The sequence below is a fragment of the Serratia sp. N21D137 genome, assembly GCF_047530005.1.
GTDB classification, from domain to species: Bacteria; Pseudomonadota; Gammaproteobacteria; order Enterobacterales; family Enterobacteriaceae; genus Chania; species Chania fonticola_B.
This window is the reverse complement of sequence record NZ_JBLJAJ010000012.1, coordinates 1-15414: the sequence shown is the minus strand read 5'-3', so window position 1 is coordinate 15414 and position 15414 is coordinate 1. Positions and strand designations below refer to the sequence as shown.

Annotated in this window: 15 protein-coding genes; 2 read left to right on the top strand and 13 right to left on the bottom strand. The window is 54.5% G+C overall.

Annotation, left to right across the window (positions count from 1 at the left end):
* Positions 1–122 precede the first annotated feature (122 nt).
* Both ACMV5H_RS11585 and ACMV5H_RS11580 read left to right on the top strand, forming a co-directional pair.
* The gene (locus tag ACMV5H_RS11585; RefSeq protein WP_209554894.1) at positions 123–1136 is read left to right on the top strand and encodes a Fic family protein; all 1014 of its coding nucleotides are present in this window, start codon (positions 123–125) and stop codon (positions 1134–1136) included.
* Positions 1137–1219: 83 nt separating this feature from the next.
* Positions 1220–1678, top strand: a complete 459-nt coding sequence (locus ACMV5H_RS11580; RefSeq protein WP_094982774.1) for an inhibitor of vertebrate lysozyme family protein — start codon at positions 1220–1222, stop codon at positions 1676–1678.
* A gap of 74 nt (positions 1679–1752) precedes the next feature.
* On the opposite strand, the gene gutQ is transcribed toward ACMV5H_RS11580, so the two are convergent.
* The 13 genes from gutQ to manD form a co-directional block, all read right to left on the bottom strand.
* Positions 1753–2724, bottom strand: coding sequence for an arabinose-5-phosphate isomerase GutQ (gutQ, locus tag ACMV5H_RS11575; protein WP_021807154.1), 972 nt, complete (start codon positions 2722–2724; stop codon positions 1753–1755).
* Positions 2717–3493: a glucitol operon DNA-binding transcriptional repressor SrlR gene (gene srlR, locus ACMV5H_RS11570; RefSeq protein ID WP_021178807.1), complete on the bottom strand. Its 777-nt coding sequence runs from the start codon at positions 3491–3493 to the stop codon at positions 2717–2719. The genes gutQ and srlR overlap by 8 nt, the downstream gene beginning before the upstream one ends.
* A gap of 83 nt (positions 3494–3576) precedes the next feature.
* Positions 3577–3933: a transcriptional regulator GutM gene (gene gutM, locus ACMV5H_RS11565; RefSeq protein WP_021807153.1), complete on the bottom strand. Its 357-nt coding sequence runs from the start codon at positions 3931–3933 to the stop codon at positions 3577–3579.
* Positions 3934–4173: 240 nt separating this feature from the next.
* A complete protein-coding gene (gene srlD, locus ACMV5H_RS11560) occupies positions 4174–4953 on the bottom strand; it encodes a sorbitol-6-phosphate dehydrogenase (protein WP_024486186.1) in 780 nt (259 codons plus the stop codon).
* A 10-nt stretch (positions 4954–4963) separates the two neighbouring features.
* Entirely contained in the window at positions 4964–5326 is a 363-nt protein-coding gene (srlB, locus tag ACMV5H_RS11555) for a PTS glucitol/sorbitol transporter subunit IIA (protein WP_115159546.1), read from the bottom strand.
* An 18-nt stretch (positions 5327–5344) separates the two neighbouring features.
* On the bottom strand, positions 5345–6334 hold the full coding sequence (locus tag ACMV5H_RS11550) for a PTS glucitol/sorbitol transporter subunit IIB (protein ID WP_059201499.1): 990 nt from the start codon (positions 6332–6334) through the stop codon (positions 5345–5347).
* A gap of 15 nt (positions 6335–6349) precedes the next feature.
* Positions 6350–6898, bottom strand: coding sequence for a PTS glucitol/sorbitol transporter subunit IIC (locus tag ACMV5H_RS11545; RefSeq protein ID WP_021807150.1), 549 nt, complete (start codon positions 6896–6898; stop codon positions 6350–6352).
* A gap of 243 nt (positions 6899–7141) precedes the next feature.
* On the bottom strand, positions 7142–8191 hold the full coding sequence (fbaB, locus tag ACMV5H_RS11540; RefSeq protein WP_021178801.1) for a class I fructose-bisphosphate aldolase: 1050 nt from the start codon (positions 8189–8191) through the stop codon (positions 7142–7144).
* 223 nt (positions 8192–8414) lie between these two features.
* A complete protein-coding gene (locus ACMV5H_RS11535; RefSeq protein ID WP_414821876.1) occupies positions 8415–9101 on the bottom strand; it encodes a GntR family transcriptional regulator in 687 nt (228 codons plus the stop codon).
* A gap of 101 nt (positions 9102–9202) precedes the next feature.
* Positions 9203–10663: a mannitol dehydrogenase family protein gene (locus ACMV5H_RS11530; protein WP_414821875.1), complete on the bottom strand. Its 1461-nt coding sequence runs from the start codon at positions 10661–10663 to the stop codon at positions 9203–9205.
* Between the two features lie 68 nt (positions 10664–10731).
* On the bottom strand, positions 10732–12126 hold the full coding sequence (locus ACMV5H_RS11525; protein WP_414821902.1) for an MFS transporter: 1395 nt from the start codon (positions 12124–12126) through the stop codon (positions 10732–10734).
* Between the two features lie 107 nt (positions 12127–12233).
* The gene (locus ACMV5H_RS11520; protein WP_021807145.1) at positions 12234–13247 is read right to left on the bottom strand and encodes a Zn-dependent oxidoreductase; all 1014 of its coding nucleotides are present in this window, start codon (positions 13245–13247) and stop codon (positions 12234–12236) included.
* Between the two features lie 14 nt (positions 13248–13261).
* Entirely contained in the window at positions 13262–14476 is a 1215-nt protein-coding gene (manD, locus tag ACMV5H_RS11515) for a D-mannonate dehydratase ManD (protein ID WP_021178796.1), read from the bottom strand.
* Positions 14477–15414 lie beyond the last annotated feature (938 nt).

Below are 15414 nucleotides of genomic sequence, written 5' to 3'. Positions count from 1 at the left end.
CTTTTCCACTAGCCGATGCTAGTTGGTCAATTGCTTGATATTTTCCACCAAGCCCTCCATGATCGGGAACCAGGCCCAATGCGGTTCAGGCTGATTGACTTGTGATAATAAAGGGAAGCAAGATGGCTGGTTATCAACCACCTTATACCATTACGCCAGCTATCCTGAATCGAGTGATTGAGGTGGGGGAGCTATTGGGGCATTGGGCTGCGCAGGCTGGGCAATCTTCACCTTTGTTACGCAAAGAGAACCGTATCCGCACCATTCAGGCGTCATTGGCCATTGAGCATAATAGCCTGTCTACTGAGCAGGTGACTGCAATCATGGACGGTAAGCGAGTGTTGGCACCGGTAAAAGATATTCAGGAAGTCCGTAACGCCATCCTTACCTATGAAAAATTGCCAAGCTGGCAAAGCCATCGGCTTGAGGATTTGTTGGCGGCACATGGTTTATTAATGGGAGGGCTGGTCGATGCTCCGGGGCAGCTACGCAGCGGCAATGTTGGGGTATATCGAGATAAACAACTTATCCATATGGCACCACCTGCCAGCCAACTATCGCGTTTGGTTGGCGATCTGCTGGCGTGGTTAAAGCACACCGATATTCATCCACTGATCGCCAGCTCTATCTTTCACTATGAGTTCGAATTTATTCATCCGTTTGCCGATGGCAATGGGCGAATGGGGCGTTTATGGCAAACGTTGATCCTCAGTGAGTGGCGTTCAGAGTTGGCATGGCTACCGGTTGAAACCCTGATCCATAATCAACAGCAGGACTATTACCGAGTCCTGGGAGTCTGTGATAGGGCTAGCGATTGCACCGCATTTATTGACTTCATGCTGGAGAAACTGGTGGCGGCATTAGCCGAAGGTATTGGCGAGCAGAAGGGGAAGTCTGCCACAATGTCGGAAGAAATGTCGGAAGAAATGTCGGAAGAAAATTTACTACCGCTGAGTCGAACGACTGAACGCATCTTGGCCATTATTGCTGCCAATCCCTCCGTCACCATTGCCCAATTGGCGGAAACATTGGCGATGAGCAGCCGTACCATTGAGCGAAGCCTCAAGGTGCTCCAGGAAGGAAAGCGGCTAATCAGGGTTGGGGCAACCAAAAAAGGATATTGGCAGGTAGTCTGACGAAAACGCTGAGCCAACTTTCCCGTTTAATTGTGGTCTGAGCTACTTGGAGCTACGCTTTTGATTTACCGAGGGAGGAGACCATGATAGGAAAAAAGAGGTTGTTGGGAGCCTTGGTTGCGACCCTGCTTGGATTTAGCACCGGCAGTTTTGCCGAACAGATTATCACTGCCTCAGATCTGATCCAGCAGCCGGGCTACCAAACCAGTTGGAAAAATATGGTGAAGGGGCAGGCACAGTTACCGGGTTGGGCGCGTAAAGGGATCGGCACTTCCACGCCAGCTGAAACCGTCACCTGGCAAGGGCAAAGCTACCAGATCGGTAACATCTGCAAGCCGCATGACTGCGCCAATAACTTTATGATTGTGGCTTTTAAAGCAGACAAGTCTCAAGCTTGGGGCGTGCGGGTTGAAGTGCCCAATAAGCCGCAGGCCATCGACCATCCGAAGAAATACGCCAAATATCAATGGCTGGGTAAACCGGATGATCAGATGAAAGCGTTGCTGAAGAAACAGTTTGAGGGCAATCCAGACTGGAAGTAACGCTGCTGAGGGGGAAAGCTACGCGCCAAGGTAGTAGTTAAGCGGGCGTAGCATGCTACGCCCCCTACGTGATATCAGCCGATCCCGGCCTGATGCAGGTCGTGCAGGTTGATTGCACCTACCAGTACGCCATCGATATCCACCACCGGAGCCGCGCTGATGTGCTGTTCGTGCAGCGCTTCCAGGGCTTCCCCGGCACGCCACTGTTCTGGCAAGCGGTAGCCGGGGCGAGTGATCGCCGGGCTGAGGCCGTCATTGAGGCTATTACCCTTCACCAACCAGCGGCGCAGGTCACCGTCGGTAAATACGCCCACCACTTTTTGCTGTGCATCGCATACGGCTACCAGGCCTAGCCCGGTACGGCTCAACTCCAGCATGGCTTCCATTACGTTGGCGCTTTCTTGCACCATCGGCAGGCGATCGCCGGTACGCATCAAGTGATGGACGCGATTGAGCAGGCGAGCACCCAGGCTGCCACCTGGATGGGAACGGGCAAAATCTTCGGCATTAAAACCGCGCTGGCGCATCAGGGCCATCGCTAATGCATCCCCCATCATCAGCGTAGTCACTCCGCTGGAAGTGGGTGCCAGGCCCATCGGGCAAGCTTCACGTTCAACGCTGATATCCAACGTACAGGCAGCACCCAGTGCCAGCGGCGACTCTTTGCCACCGGTCATGGCAATCACGGGGATCTTGCTCTCTGCCAGCAGCGGCAGGATCAGATCCAGCTCTTTGGCGCGGCCTGAATAGGAGATAAAGATCACCACATCATCGGCGCCGATCATCCCCAAATCGCCATGCAAGGCTTCCGCCGGATGGACGAAAAACGACGGGGTGCCAGTGCTGGCCAATGAAGCGGCAATCTTCTTGCCGATATGGCCGGATTTACCAATACCGGAAATAACCGCCTTGCCACGGCAGTTGAGCAGCAGTTCACAGGCTTGGACAAAGTTGTCATCCAGGCGTGTCAGCAGGCGCTGCGCTTCGGTCAGCTCAATTTCCAGCGTTTCACGGGCAAAGTTGAGCAGGGCAGTGGCGTTACTCATCAAGGGGGTCTCCTACCAGAATGATATTGATACCTTTAGCCTGTAGCGCAGCCAGGTAATCCGGGTTGATGCCGTTATCGGTGATCAGGGTATCCACAACGCTCAGATCGCACACCACGTTGGGGCTTTTGCGGCCAAACTTCGAGGAATCGACCAGCAACACAATACGGCTGGCGGCTTCACACATCGCCTTGCTGACATTATGCACCTCATTAAAGGTGGTGACACCCGCATTGAGGTCGACACCGTCGGCCCCAATAAACAGCTTATCGAAGCTGAACTGCTGAAATGCCGACTCCGCCAGGCTGCCGTGAAAGGAGGCAGATTTTTTACGGTAGGTGCCGCCGGGCATCAGGATGGTTTGATCGTTATCCAGTTCCACCAGCGCGTTAACGATAGTCAGGCTGTTGGTCATCACGGTGATGTTATTGAACTGCGCCAGATGTGGCACCATCTGCAATACCGTACTGCCTGCGTCAAAGATCAGCGAATCACCATCATCGATCAGCTTGATGGCGGCATAGGCGATCTGGCGCTTCTTTTCGGTGTTGATATGGGTTTTACGATCGATGGGCTGATCGCCATCGTCACGGCTAAGCACCACGCCGCCATAGGTGCGGATCACCTCGCCTTCTTCTTCCAGCAAGGTGAGATCTTTACGGATGGTAGTGCCGGTCGTGGAAAAATGCTCTGCCAGGGCATCCACTGCCGTTTTGCCATGCCGCTGCAAGTATTCGAGGATAGCGGCTTGCCGCTGCTTTGGTTTCATAGTGATCCCTGTTCACAAGAGTTGACCATTCCTCTCGGTGAGATAGTTCACTATGAAAGGTAATGTCTTTTAATGTGAAAATATCATGATTTCGGTGCGATCGCTAACGATAGTGCAGTTTGGCATGCCCGATCCTCAGGGAAGATCACATCTGGGCAGAGTTGTTGTTGGTGCATGCCATGTAACTGCGTGAGCTGTTTCGGCTGGGCGAAGATGGTCAGGCCGCGCATCAGCATGCTGCCACATACCCGCTGTTGGGCGTCAAACGCCAGTGCCAATACCACGCGGGGTTTGAACCTGCCCCCAGAGCGGCCAACGCCCACGGTGCCCAATTGGCATAGGCTCTCGAACGCGCGGTTAAAGCGCTGTAGCTGCCACCAACCCAGGGCGATTTGCAGCAGCCAGGCGATAACGGCGAAGGTAATGAGTGCGCTGGTCATACGGTTGTTCTCCTGTGTGAAAATAAAGGGAGAGAGTCCGGCGATCGACCCCTCACCCTAACCCTCTCCCACAGGGAGAGGGGACCGAATGTGCTACAAATTTGCTCTTGCACCAGACCTTGGCTCCGGACTGGCTCCCTCTCCCTAAAACAGGTGTCCATGAGGAGCACGGTCTATGCATTGGGAGAGGGGGGGGGGGGGAGGGGCTGTTAGGTACATCTGTAATTATCAGCCCGTAAATCAGAACATCACCTGCCCGCCGGTAATGTTGATCGACTGGCCGGTGCAGTAAGAGGCTTTGTCGCTGGCATAAAACAGCAGCGTGTTCAGCACGTCCTGGTAGTCACAGCCGCGTTTCAGCGGCACCTTATCGGTGTAATATTTCTCAACTTCTTCCGGCTTGATGCCCAGCTTCTGTGCATATTGCGGCAATAGCGACTGGAACATCGGCGACTTCAACAGGTTACCGAGCATCAGGGAGTGCACGGTGATACCGTAATCGGCCAGATCGAGCGCCAGCGACTGCGTCAATCCAACGCCACCGAACTTGGCGGCGCTGTAGCCGGAATTATGCTTGCTGCCGACCTTGCCGGATTTAGAGTTGATTTGAATGATGCGCCCGGCGATACCGTCGCGGATCATCAGGCGAGAGAACTCGCGGGCACACAGGAAATAACCCACCAGGTTCACCTGCAAGGAGCGGTCAAAATCCCCCAGTGGGAAATCGGTGATCGGCGCGGCTTTGGCAATCCCGGCGCTGTACACCAACAGGTTGGTCTGACCGAAAGCCCGGTCAACCGCACCAGCCAGCGCGATAACGCTGGCCTCATCGGTGGCATCGGCCTGGAAACCGATGGCGCGATCGGCCCCGAACTCCTGATTGATTTGCTGTGCCACCAGATTGGCGTTGTCGGCATTCAAATCGGCGACCGCAACGCGATAACCCGCTTCAGCCAGGCCATGGCACAGGAAAGCCCCCAACGTTTGGCCACCGCCAATCACTACAGCTACTTCAGACATGATCTACTCCTTATGCGATAAATTTCAGTGTGCTGCCTAACGGGACATCAGCGGGCGTGCTGCCTGTTACGTGGATCGTGCCAGGGAATTCGGCCTGAGTTTCTCCATCAAAACGTATGGTGATATGGCCCAGTTCGCGTAGGTTCTGGGTGGCAACCTCTCCGACGGCGGTGATGGGGTAGCGCCGATCGCCAAGCTCCATCACGCCCCCGGTTTGTAATTCACCGGCGGTCTCGCCGTGCTGGTGGATGAAGCAGTACTCTTCAATATCTGCCGGTGCGCCTTCGCGGAAGGTGATCAGCATATTGTCCAGCAGTGCGTCACGGGCGCAGCCGCCAATCTGGGTGATAGTGGTCTGGAAAATGGTGCTCATGGTTTTCCTCCGGGCAATTTATTGATAGATAAAGGCAGATGCGGCCCAAGCGATCAGTACCGTCGGTGCGCCAGTGAGGAAGCGCCCAACCAGTACCGAAGGGACGCCGACACGCACCGTATCCTGCTTGGCCTCTGCCAGGGACAGACCCACCGGGATAAAGTCACAGGCGGCCTGGGCGTTAATGGCGAACAGCGCCGGGAGTGCCAACTGAGGGGGAATATGGCCAAGACCAATCTGTACGCCCACCAACACGCCGATGACCTGAGCGATGACGGCGCCAGGGCCGAGGAACGGTGAAAGCAGGGGGAAGGAACAGATCAGCGCCAACGTCACCAAACCGATTGGGCTGTTGGCCAGTGGCGTCAGGCCGTGGGCGATAAAGTCACCCAGACCCGAGGCCATGATGATACCGATCAGCGCCGAGACGAAGGCCATAAACGGCAGAATGGTTTTCAACACGGTATCGATGGTGTCACGTCCGGCCTGGAAAAACACCGCGACAACTGACCCCATACCCATCCCGACTTTTGCCAACAGGCCATCGCTCTGTTCGGTGATTTTTTTGCTGGTATCGTAATCACGAACCTTTGGTTGTGGCTGTTTTTCGCTGGGCGGAGGAGTTTCAGACCCTTGTGCAACGTCAATCAGGCTGATGTTGTTTTCCCGTACGCCGGAAACGTAAATATCCTCCAGAATAAACTGCGCCAGCGGGCCAGAACGGCCAGTTGAATGAATATTGATGGTCGGGATGCGGCGTTTAGGGTAGATGCCACAACGCAACGTTCCTCCACAGTCAATAATCGCCAGACCAATCTCTTCCGCCGGTGGTTCGCCTTCTTTGAAACCGTCTACCGCAGGCCAGCCGGTTAAATCGCTGAGCTTGTCGACGATCGCCGGGCGGGTACCGGCGGTGATATAGACGATTTTCTTACCTGGCTCGATAGGTAACTGTAGTGGGCCACCCCACCCGCCAGCACCTTTCTCAATACGGATATAAGCACTCATGCTGCGCTCCACAAATTAAAGTTGAACCTGGCGATCCAGTTGGATGCCCATCTTGCGTTCAAATATGCTGGTGGTGAGATCGGTGATCCAACCGCGGAAGAAGTTGGTGAACAGCCCAACCAGGAAATAACTTACTGCCAGAGGAGCCAACGGCAGGCCAAGCGTGGTCAAACCGCTGGCAATGCCGAGGTAAACGAACAGTTCGCCAGGGTTGATATGGGGGAACAGGCCGTTCATGGAGTGGCAACTGTAGGAGGCTGCGGCGTAATAACTGGGTTTATATTTCTCTGGCATAAAACGTCCGAGACTCAACGTCATCGGATTACAAAACACAAAGGTGCCGATCAGGGGGAGTAGCAGGTAGCGTGAAACCGGGTTACCGGCACAGCGCTGTGCCAAACGTTCGATACGTTCCTGGCCAACAAAGTTGATCAACGCGTTCATGATAACTAACAGGCTGATCAACAACGGTAAAATGCCGGTCACCATACCGACAAACACTTCCCCGCCTTTTTGGAACAGGCCGATGAACCATTCGGCTCCGTGGGTTATTAGCTCAATCATTTTTTTCTCCTGTGATGGATGCTATGGCCTGGAGCGAAGTGCGGCTCTGTCGCCATGGGTCATACAGTAACCACTTTGGTTCGGTTTTTGTTTTAAATGTATCACACTTTGAAAGATAAATATTTTATTATGAAAGGTAAAGATGAAAGAAAAGAAATTAACAATGAAAGAATAGAGGGGGTAGGACATGAAAAAGGCCCAGCAGAGCTGAGCCTCGAAGACTAATAATTTGATAAATAAAGATTAAGCGATGGTGACGCTGTTGTCGAGATAGGTGTCCTGCACGGCATTGATCAGGGCGATGCCATCCTTCATCGATTTCTTGAACGCCTTACGCCCGAGGATCAGGCCCATCCCGCCAGCCCGTTTGTTGATCACGGCGGTACGCACTGACTCTTGCAGGTCGTTTTCCCCTGCGGCGCCGCCAGAGTTAATCAAACCGGCACGGCCCATGTAGCAGTTTGCCAACTGGTAGCGCACCAGATCGATCGGGTGATCGGTGGTCAGTTTGTCATAGACGCGATCGTCGGTATAACCGAATTTCACTGCACGGTAGCCGCCGTTGTTCTCGGCCATTTTCTGTTTGACGATATCGGCACCGATGGTGGCCGCAATGTGGTTGGCTTGGCCGGTCAGATCGGCGCTGGAATGATAATCGACGCCATCCTTGTTGAACGCAGGGTTACGTAGATAGGCCCACAATACGGTCACCATGCCCAGTTCGTGAGCGCGTTCAAAGGCGATCGAGATCTCTTCAATCTGGCGGCGTGACTGCTCGGAACCGAAGTAAATGGTTGCACCAACCGCCACCGCCCCCATATTGAACGCCTGCTCAACGCTGGCATACAGGGTCTGGTCGTATTGCGTTGGATAGCTAAGGGTTTCGTTGTGGTTCAGTTTGACCAGGAACGGGATCTTGTGGGCGTAGCGGCGGGAGACCGAAGCCAGCACGCCGTAAGTGGATGCCACGCAGTTACAGCCGGCTTCGATCGCCAGCTCAACGATATTTTTTGGATCAAAATAGAGTGGGTTGGCGGCAAACGAGGCCCCGGCAGAGTGCTCCACGCCCTGATCGACCGGCAGGATCGATAGATAACCGGTGCCCGCCAGGCGGCCATGGTTCAGCAAGGTTTGCATTGAGCGTAGCACGCTGTTTGGGCGGTTGTTGTCGATCATCACCCGATCAACAAAGTCGCCACCGGGCAGGTACAGATTTTCCGCAGGGATGGTGGTGCAGCGGTGTTGCAAAAGGTCTTCCGCTTCCTTACCTAACAATTGTGCAATATCCGTCATGATTCACTCCCGTTAAAGCTTCCTATACACCGGTAACTCTGGGTATTTGGCCACCGGCGTAGTCAAAAGCGGTGATTGAAGCTATGCAAAGATACTAATCAAAACCTGATGGTGCGAAGAGACAATAGATGCGATTGAGAAGAAATGCTATTTAGAAGGCAAAATTTGCTAGTGAGCGCTTGTTGATGGCGTCCCCTTTCCTGGTCGGAGAGGGGAACAGTTTTTACTCGGCTTCAAACCAGTCGGTATTTTGCAGGGCAATCGGGGTAATCGAATAGATCATCTCCTGCAAATGCTCATGAATAGCCAGCTCCGCCGCATCCGGATCCTGGGCTTTCAGCGCCTCAAAAATACGGTAATGCTGGTGGATCAGATTCTCCGGCGGTGACACTTCGCTCAGGCTGAGGAAGCGCACCCGATCCATCGTCGCTTTGATGGTCTCGATGGTTTCCCACGCCAGGGCACAGTTGGCCATTTGCGTCAGCAGATGGTGGAATTCATCATCCAGCGCCAAAAACTCGCGGATCTGATTATTCTGTGCCGCCAGCTCCTGGCGATGCAGGTTATGCTCCAGCGTCATCAACTGCTCGGGGGTGATGCTGGTGGCAACTCGCCGCACGATGGCGCATTCCACCGCCTGGCGGATAAAGCGCCCGTCGGCCACTCGTTTGGCGGAAATTTTCATCACGAAGGTACCGCGTTGCGGCAAGATCTGCACCAGCCCCGCTTCAGCCAGTTTGATAAAGGCTTCGCGCACCGGTTGGCGTGAAACGCTGAAACGGGTGGAGATCTCTTTCTCGGAAAGCAACGTACCCGGAGGGATGGTGCAATCGACGATATCTTTGCGCAGGAAACGATAGATCTGCTGATTGACCGGGACATTATTCGTGAGGACGTACGATTCTGACATGGCGACAATCAATATATGAGAGTAGTAGTGAATGCCACCATACTAGCAGATTAACCCGTGAAAGAGGGCGGATAAATCCACCCGCATTCTCTGCTTTTCTATTAGCGCGCCAGCACCCTTGCCACCGTCGCTTTAGCTCCCCGCGCCAACAGCGCAAGATAAGCACTGGTCACGGCATTGACGAAGCGTTGGTTATCCGGCAGGTCGCGTCCGAATACCGAGGTCATTTGCAGTAACGCCATCACGCGAGGCTCACCTTCAGCACTGTTGGCGACGCGCCGGGCAATTTCCTCACGCAATGGATCGCTGATGTCGATCGGTTGACCCTGTTCGTCCTTACCGCCGACGTAACGCATCCAGCCCGCTACGCCCAGCGCCAGACAGTCAAAATCACTGCCGTTGGCCAGGTGCCAGCGCACCGAATCCAGCATGCGCTGCGGCAGCTTTTGCGTGCCGTCCATGGCGATCTGCCAGGTGCGGTGCTTCAACGCCGTATTGCGATAGCGTGCCAGCAGGGAATCGGCGTATTTCTCCAGATCGGTTCCCGGCGTGTTCAGCGTCGGGGCCTGCTCAGCCAGCATCAGATGGCGGGCGGCCTTGACGTAATGCTCATCCTGCATACAGTCACTGATGTGTGGGTAACCGGCTAAATAACCCAGATAGGCCAGGAACGAGTGGCTGCCGTTCAGCATACGCAGCTTCATCTCTTCGAACGGCAACACATCGCTGACCAGTTCGGCACCGGCTTGTTCCCATGCCGGGCGGCCCGCGACAAAATTGTCCTCAATCACCCATTGGCGGAACGGCTCGCAGGCCACGGCTGCCGGATCCTGCACGCCGGTTTGCTGTGCGACCTGAGCCAGGGTGTCTGGCGTCACGGCTGGCACGATGCGATCGACCATGGTGGAAGGGAAGGTGACGTGGGTTTCGATCCACGTTGCCAACGTCGGATCGAGCGCTTTGGCATAGGTGGTGATCACGTTGCGGGTCACATGGCCGTTTTCCGGCATATTGTCGCAAGACATCACGCTGAATGCAGATTGCCCGGCAGCTTTACGTTGTGCCAAGGCTGCGACGATGACCCCCACTGCGCTTTGTGGGTGATGTGGATTAGCCAGATCCCGCACAATCAATGGATGATCTAGCTGCAACTGGCCTGTGGCGGGAGAATGACAGTAGCCTTTTTCGGTGATGGTCATGGACACAATAGCCACTTCTGGCTGGGCCAGGGCCTGGAACACGGCGTCCAGCCCGTCGATTTGCGCATGCAGCGCCTGTTTTACTACGCCCACCACTCGGCATTGCCAGTCATCGGCTGACATCTCTGCCACGCTGTAGAGCATATCTTGCTGTTTGAGATCGGCGATTTGCTGTTCGCCGCCGATCAGGTTGATTTCGCAGTAACCCCAGTCGCTGCCGTGCTCTTGTACCAGGATATCGGCGTATACCGCCTGGTGGGCGCGATGAAAGGCACCAAAGCCCAGATGAACCAGGCGCGGAACCAGTTTGCTACGATCGTACTGCGGAACAATGGCGTTGGCTGCTAACAGCTTGGTATCCATGTTAAAACTCACTGTGTGATGGTTTGATTGCCGCAGAACCTTCTCTGCGGCAGAGGATTGAAGAGGGATTAATGACTGCTGACGCGCTGGGCTATCGGTAGCGCTGGGCTTTCTGCGGCATCTTCCGCCAGGCTCAGGTCGCGATCTCTGACTTCTGGCATCAATATCGCTGCCAGCAAGCCGATAACGGAGTACAGGATCATCATGGCGGCGATTGGCCACCAGGAGTCGGTCATATTGCAGAAGATACCGGCCAATACCGGGCCGAAGCCGACCGCCACCAAACCACCGGCCTCTTTGGAGATCGCCATGCGGGTAAAGCGGTTACGTGAACCAAACATTTCCGCCATGGTGATGTTTTCCAGCGCAAACAGGCCCAGCACCGCGACGTTATGGATAATAATGATCGAGGCCATAATCACGTTCACCTCATTGGCCTTGTCCACAATCATCGAAATCATGGGGTAAGCCAGAATGATGGCGGAGATATTGACCAGGATATAAGGTATCCGCCGGCCTATCTTGTCGGAGAGCCAGCCAAGGAACGGGATGGTAATAAAACCGATGGCGGAGCTGATCATCAAGGCGTCGGTTGGGATAGCCTTCTCAAACAGCAGGGTTTGCACCAGATAACCAGCCAGGAAAGTCTGGATCAGACCGGAGTTGCCTGCCTGGCCAAAACGCAGCCCGGTAGCCAGCCAGAAGGATTTGCTACTGAACATTGCCGACAGCGAATGGGTCTTGTCAGCCACAGCGTGAGCCGGTGTTGCGCTGGTGCTGTCGTCGTTAACTTTTTCAAACACCGGGCTTTCTTTCAGGTTCATACGCAGCCAGATGGCAAACAGCATGACGACCACGCTGGCCAGGAAAGGCACGCGCCAGCCCCAGGCCAGCAGTTCTTCTTTCGACAGGAAGAAGAACATGACGGCCCAGATGGCGGTCGCCGACAGCGTGCCGCAGTTGGTGCCCATGGCTACCAGTGAGGAGATAATCCCGCGTTTACCCTTAGGCGCATATTCTGCCAGCATGGTTCCTGCTCCGGAAATTTCCGCGCCAGCTCCCAGCCCCTGAATAATACGCAGTAACACCAGTAACAAAGGGGCGAAAATACCGATTTGCGCATAGGTTGGCAGCACGCCGATTAAGGTGGTGCAGATCCCCATCATGGTAATGGTAATAAACAGCACCCTTTTACGGCCGATGGTATCCCCCATGCGTCCAAAGAAGAAGGCACCCGCAATACGGGCGATATAACCCGCGCCGTAGGTTCCCATCGCCAAGATTAACGCCATGGCGGCGGACTGTTCCGGGAAAAATATTTCATGGAAAACTAATGCTGCACCTAGCGAATAAAGCTGAAAATCCATAAATTCCAATGCGGTACCAAGCCAGCCGGAAACGGCCGCCTTGATCAGGTCCGAGGTACTTCTTTCCGGCTGAGTGTTGTCAATTTTTGCGTTCATCATTGTTCTGTTCTCTGCAAATTGTTGTTGTAAGGACGGCAAAGATGAGGTTCAGAAGCCCCTGTTTCCTTCCAGCTACAGCAGGCCGTAGCTGGAAAGTGGTCAGGTCAGAATTTCAGTAAAACTTTACAGCACTGCTTTTGGTCTTTTTCGAAGATCTCCATCGCGTCAAGCACTTGCGTAAACGTAAACTGATGGGTGATCAGTTTCTCTGGTTGGATCTGGCGTTGCGCCATCCAGGCAATCACCTGCGGGAAGCGGTTGCTGTTAAGGCGTGAGCTGTAAATCGAGATCTCTTTACTGGTAATGGCTTGCTGGCTGATCACGCAGGGTTCGGCAGAGAAGCCCATAATGCCAATGCGTGCGGCGGGAGAAGCCAAGCCGATTGCCTCCGGCAGAATGGCCGGGTGGCAGGCAGCATCGATGATCAGCGTTGGCCGGATGCCGAGTTTTTGTAACTCGCTGGCCAAATCCAGCTGGCTGTTGTTGATCACCACATCCGCGCCGTTGGCAGTGGCCATCGCCAGGCGCTCATCGATACGGTCAGCTACCACAATCTGTTTAACGCCGTAAACGCCGCTCAGCGCCTGAATGGAGGTTAGGCCCATAGGTCCGGCACCATACACCAAGGCCACATCTAACGGGCCAGGTTGCAGTTGGCTACAGATGTTGGCAGCAATGGTGAAGGGTTCGACCATCGTGGCTTCGTTGTCTGGAATGCTGTCCGGTACTAGATGGGCATTTTTGGCCGGTAGCGTCACAAATTCGCTGAACCCGCCGTCACGGTGCACCCCGATGACCTGCAGTTCGGTGCAGACGTTTGGTCTGCCCACCGAGCAGGGATAGCAATGGCCGCAACTGACAACCGGATCGCCCACTACGCGTTCTCCGATGCGTGACGGGTCGACACCTTCGCCGATAGCATCGATATGGCCAAAGAACTCATGGCCGATCACGCGCGGGTATTTGGCAAACGGATTATGGCCCCGATAGATATGCACGTCGGAACCGCAGATCCCGGCACTAGCCACACGGATCCGGACTTCACCTTGCTGCGGCGATGGCAATGGGCGTTCTTCGATCACCAATTGCCCTGGCTGTTGAACAGTAATGCTTTTCATAGAAATTCCTCGGTTTACCAGTTCCACAGGGTGCCGTCTTCCAGGCGCGCTACCGGCAGGTAGGCTGGATCGTAGGGATATTTGGCAGCCAGTTTTTCGTCAAACTCGATGCCCAACCCTGGTTTTTCGCCCGGATGCATGTAGCCGTTGTCGAACGTCCAGTTATGTGGGAACACCTCCAGCATCTGTTCGGAGTAGCCCATATATTCCTGCACGCCGAAGTTCGGCACCCACAGGTCAAAGTGCAACGCCGCCGCCATGCAGATTGGCGAGAGATCGGAAGGGCCGTGTGAGCCGGTACGTACCTGATACAGTGAAGCGAAATCGGCGATACGGCGCATGCCGGTGATGCCCCCGGCGTGGGTGATGGTGGTACGGATGTAATCGATCAGTTGCTCTTCTATCAGCTGTTTGCAATCCCAGATGCTGTTGAACACCTCACCGACCGCAATCGGGGTCACGGTATGTTGGCGGATCAGGCGGAAGCACTCCTGGTTTTCGGCCGGGGTAGGATCTTCCATCCAGAACAGGCGATATTGCTCAACGCTTTTGCCAAAGCGGGCCGCTTCGATCGGCGTCAGGCGGTGATGCATATCGTGCAGCAGGTGTTCGTCAAAACCGAATTTGTCACGCACGGCTGCAAAAAGTTTCGGGGTGAAGTCGAGGTATTTCTCGGTTGACCACAGCTGCTCTTCCGGCCAGTTACCTTTGGTCGCAGGCTCATACGCCAGGCCTTTGCCCTTGGCCATGCCGTAGGTGGTTTTCATGCCTGGGACGCCGCATTGTGCGCGGATTGCCTTGAAGCCCAGCTCCTTGTGCTTGGCATAATCGTCCAGCACTTCGTCAATCGAGTGGCCGGTGGTATGGCAATACACCATGACGCCGGTACGTGAAGCGCCACCCAGCAACTGGTACAGCGGCATATTGGCCGCTTTGGCTTTGATATCCCACAATGCTGTGTCCACTGCAGAGATGGCCGACATGGTCACCGGGCCACGGCGCCAGTAAGCACCTTTGTAGAAGTACTGCCAGATATCTTCAATTTGATGAGCATCGCGGCCGATCAACTGCGGGCAGACGTGATCTTCCAGATAAGACGCGACCGGCAGTTCGCGGCCGTTCAGGGTTGCATCGCCGATCCCGGTTAGCCCGCAGTCGGTAGTGATCTTCAGGGTGACGAAATTTCTCCCTGGGCAGGTGACAAACACCTCGGCTTTAACAATTTTCATGACTTCCACATCCTGTTGTTGCTGATAACGTATGGGCGGAAATTAACCTTGAACTGACTACCATACAAGTATGATTTGTGAGAATTGCCGCTGGAGATCACATTTATGGAGAGGATCGCAGATATGGGTTGAGGGTTTTATCTTGAGGTTAACAGAAGGATGTTGGTTCGCAGGCGTGTTCAGGAGCGGGAGTTAATTTGTAGCACCAGCCCCTCACCCCAACCCTCTCCCACAGGGAGAGGGAGCTGATTCGGTGATGCATTCAGGTGTGGATGATAATTTGCAACTCGGTAAACCCCTCAATCAGTTAGGGGGTTTTACGATGCTGCGGTTGAGCGCAGGAGCTAATTTGTAGCACATACTGTCCCCTCACCCTGTGGGAGAGGGAGCTGATTTGGTGATGCGGTCAGGTGTGGATGATAATTTGTAACTCGGTAAACCCCTCAATCAGTTAGGGTGTTTTACGATGCTGCGGTTGAGCGCAGGAGCTAATTTGTAGCACATACTGTCCCCTCACCCTGTGGGAGAGGGAGCTGATTCGGTGATGCGGTCAGGTGTGGATGATAATTTGCAACTCGGTAAACCCCTCAATCAGTTAGGGTGTTTTACGATGCTGCGGTTGAGCGCAGGAGCTAATTTGTAGCACATACTGTCCCCTCACCCTGTGGGAGAGGGAGCTGATTCGGTGATGCGTTCAGGTGTGGATGATAATTTGTAACTCGGTAACCCCCCTCAATTAGTTAGGGTGTTTTACGATGCTGCGGTTGAGCGCTGGGGCTAATTTGTAGCACATACTGTCCCCTCTCCCTGTGGGTTGAGGAATCCCCACAAAAAAATGAAAGGCACGATGAAGTGTGATCTACTGGTTGCGCTAACAAAACAGAAGAGACCTCATCGTGCCTTTACAAACAGTTTGCCAGAAATTTTTCTCCGCGTCT

What these genes read in the sequence shown, in the direction of transcription:
- ACMV5H_RS11550 (WP_059201499.1), bottom strand. Translation starts at nt 6,334, where the DNA reads ATGAGTGCTTATATCCGTATTGAGAAAGGTGCTGGCGGGTGGGGTGGC.
- ACMV5H_RS11545 (WP_021807150.1), bottom strand. Translation starts at nt 6,898, where the DNA reads ATGATTGAGCTAATAACCCACGGAGCCGAATGGTTCATCGGCCTGTTC.
- ACMV5H_RS11525 (WP_414821902.1), bottom strand. Translation starts at nt 12,126, where the DNA reads ATGAACGCAAAAATTGACAACACTCAGCCGGAAAGAAGTACCTCGGAC.
- srlR (WP_021178807.1), bottom strand. Translation starts at nt 3,493, where the DNA reads ATGAAACCAAAGCAGCGGCAAGCCGCTATCCTCGAATACTTGCAGCGG.
- ACMV5H_RS11535 (WP_414821876.1), bottom strand. Translation starts at nt 9,101, where the DNA reads ATGTCAGAATCGTACGTCCTCACGAATAATGTCCCGGTCAATCAGCAG.
- gutM (WP_021807153.1), bottom strand. Translation starts at nt 3,933, where the DNA reads ATGACCAGCGCACTCATTACCTTCGCCGTTATCGCCTGGCTGCTGCAA.
- manD (WP_021178796.1), bottom strand. Translation starts at nt 14,476, where the DNA reads ATGAAAATTGTTAAAGCCGAGGTGTTTGTCACCTGCCCAGGGAGAAAT.
- fbaB (WP_021178801.1), bottom strand. Translation starts at nt 8,191, where the DNA reads ATGACGGATATTGCACAATTGTTAGGTAAGGAAGCGGAAGACCTTTTG.
- ACMV5H_RS11530 (WP_414821875.1), bottom strand. Translation starts at nt 10,663, where the DNA reads ATGGATACCAAGCTGTTAGCAGCCAACGCCATTGTTCCGCAGTACGAT.
- ACMV5H_RS11580 (WP_094982774.1), top strand. Translation starts at nt 1,220, where the DNA reads ATGATAGGAAAAAAGAGGTTGTTGGGAGCCTTGGTTGCGACCCTGCTT.
- srlD (WP_024486186.1), bottom strand. Translation starts at nt 4,953, where the DNA reads ATGTCTGAAGTAGCTGTAGTGATTGGCGGTGGCCAAACGTTGGGGGCT.
- ACMV5H_RS11520 (WP_021807145.1), bottom strand. Translation starts at nt 13,247, where the DNA reads ATGAAAAGCATTACTGTTCAACAGCCAGGGCAATTGGTGATCGAAGAA.
- gutQ (WP_021807154.1), bottom strand. Translation starts at nt 2,724, where the DNA reads ATGAGTAACGCCACTGCCCTGCTCAACTTTGCCCGTGAAACGCTGGAA.
- srlB (WP_115159546.1), bottom strand. Translation starts at nt 5,326, where the DNA reads ATGAGCACCATTTTCCAGACCACTATCACCCAGATTGGCGGCTGCGCC.
- ACMV5H_RS11585 (WP_209554894.1), top strand. Translation starts at nt 123, where the DNA reads ATGGCTGGTTATCAACCACCTTATACCATTACGCCAGCTATCCTGAAT.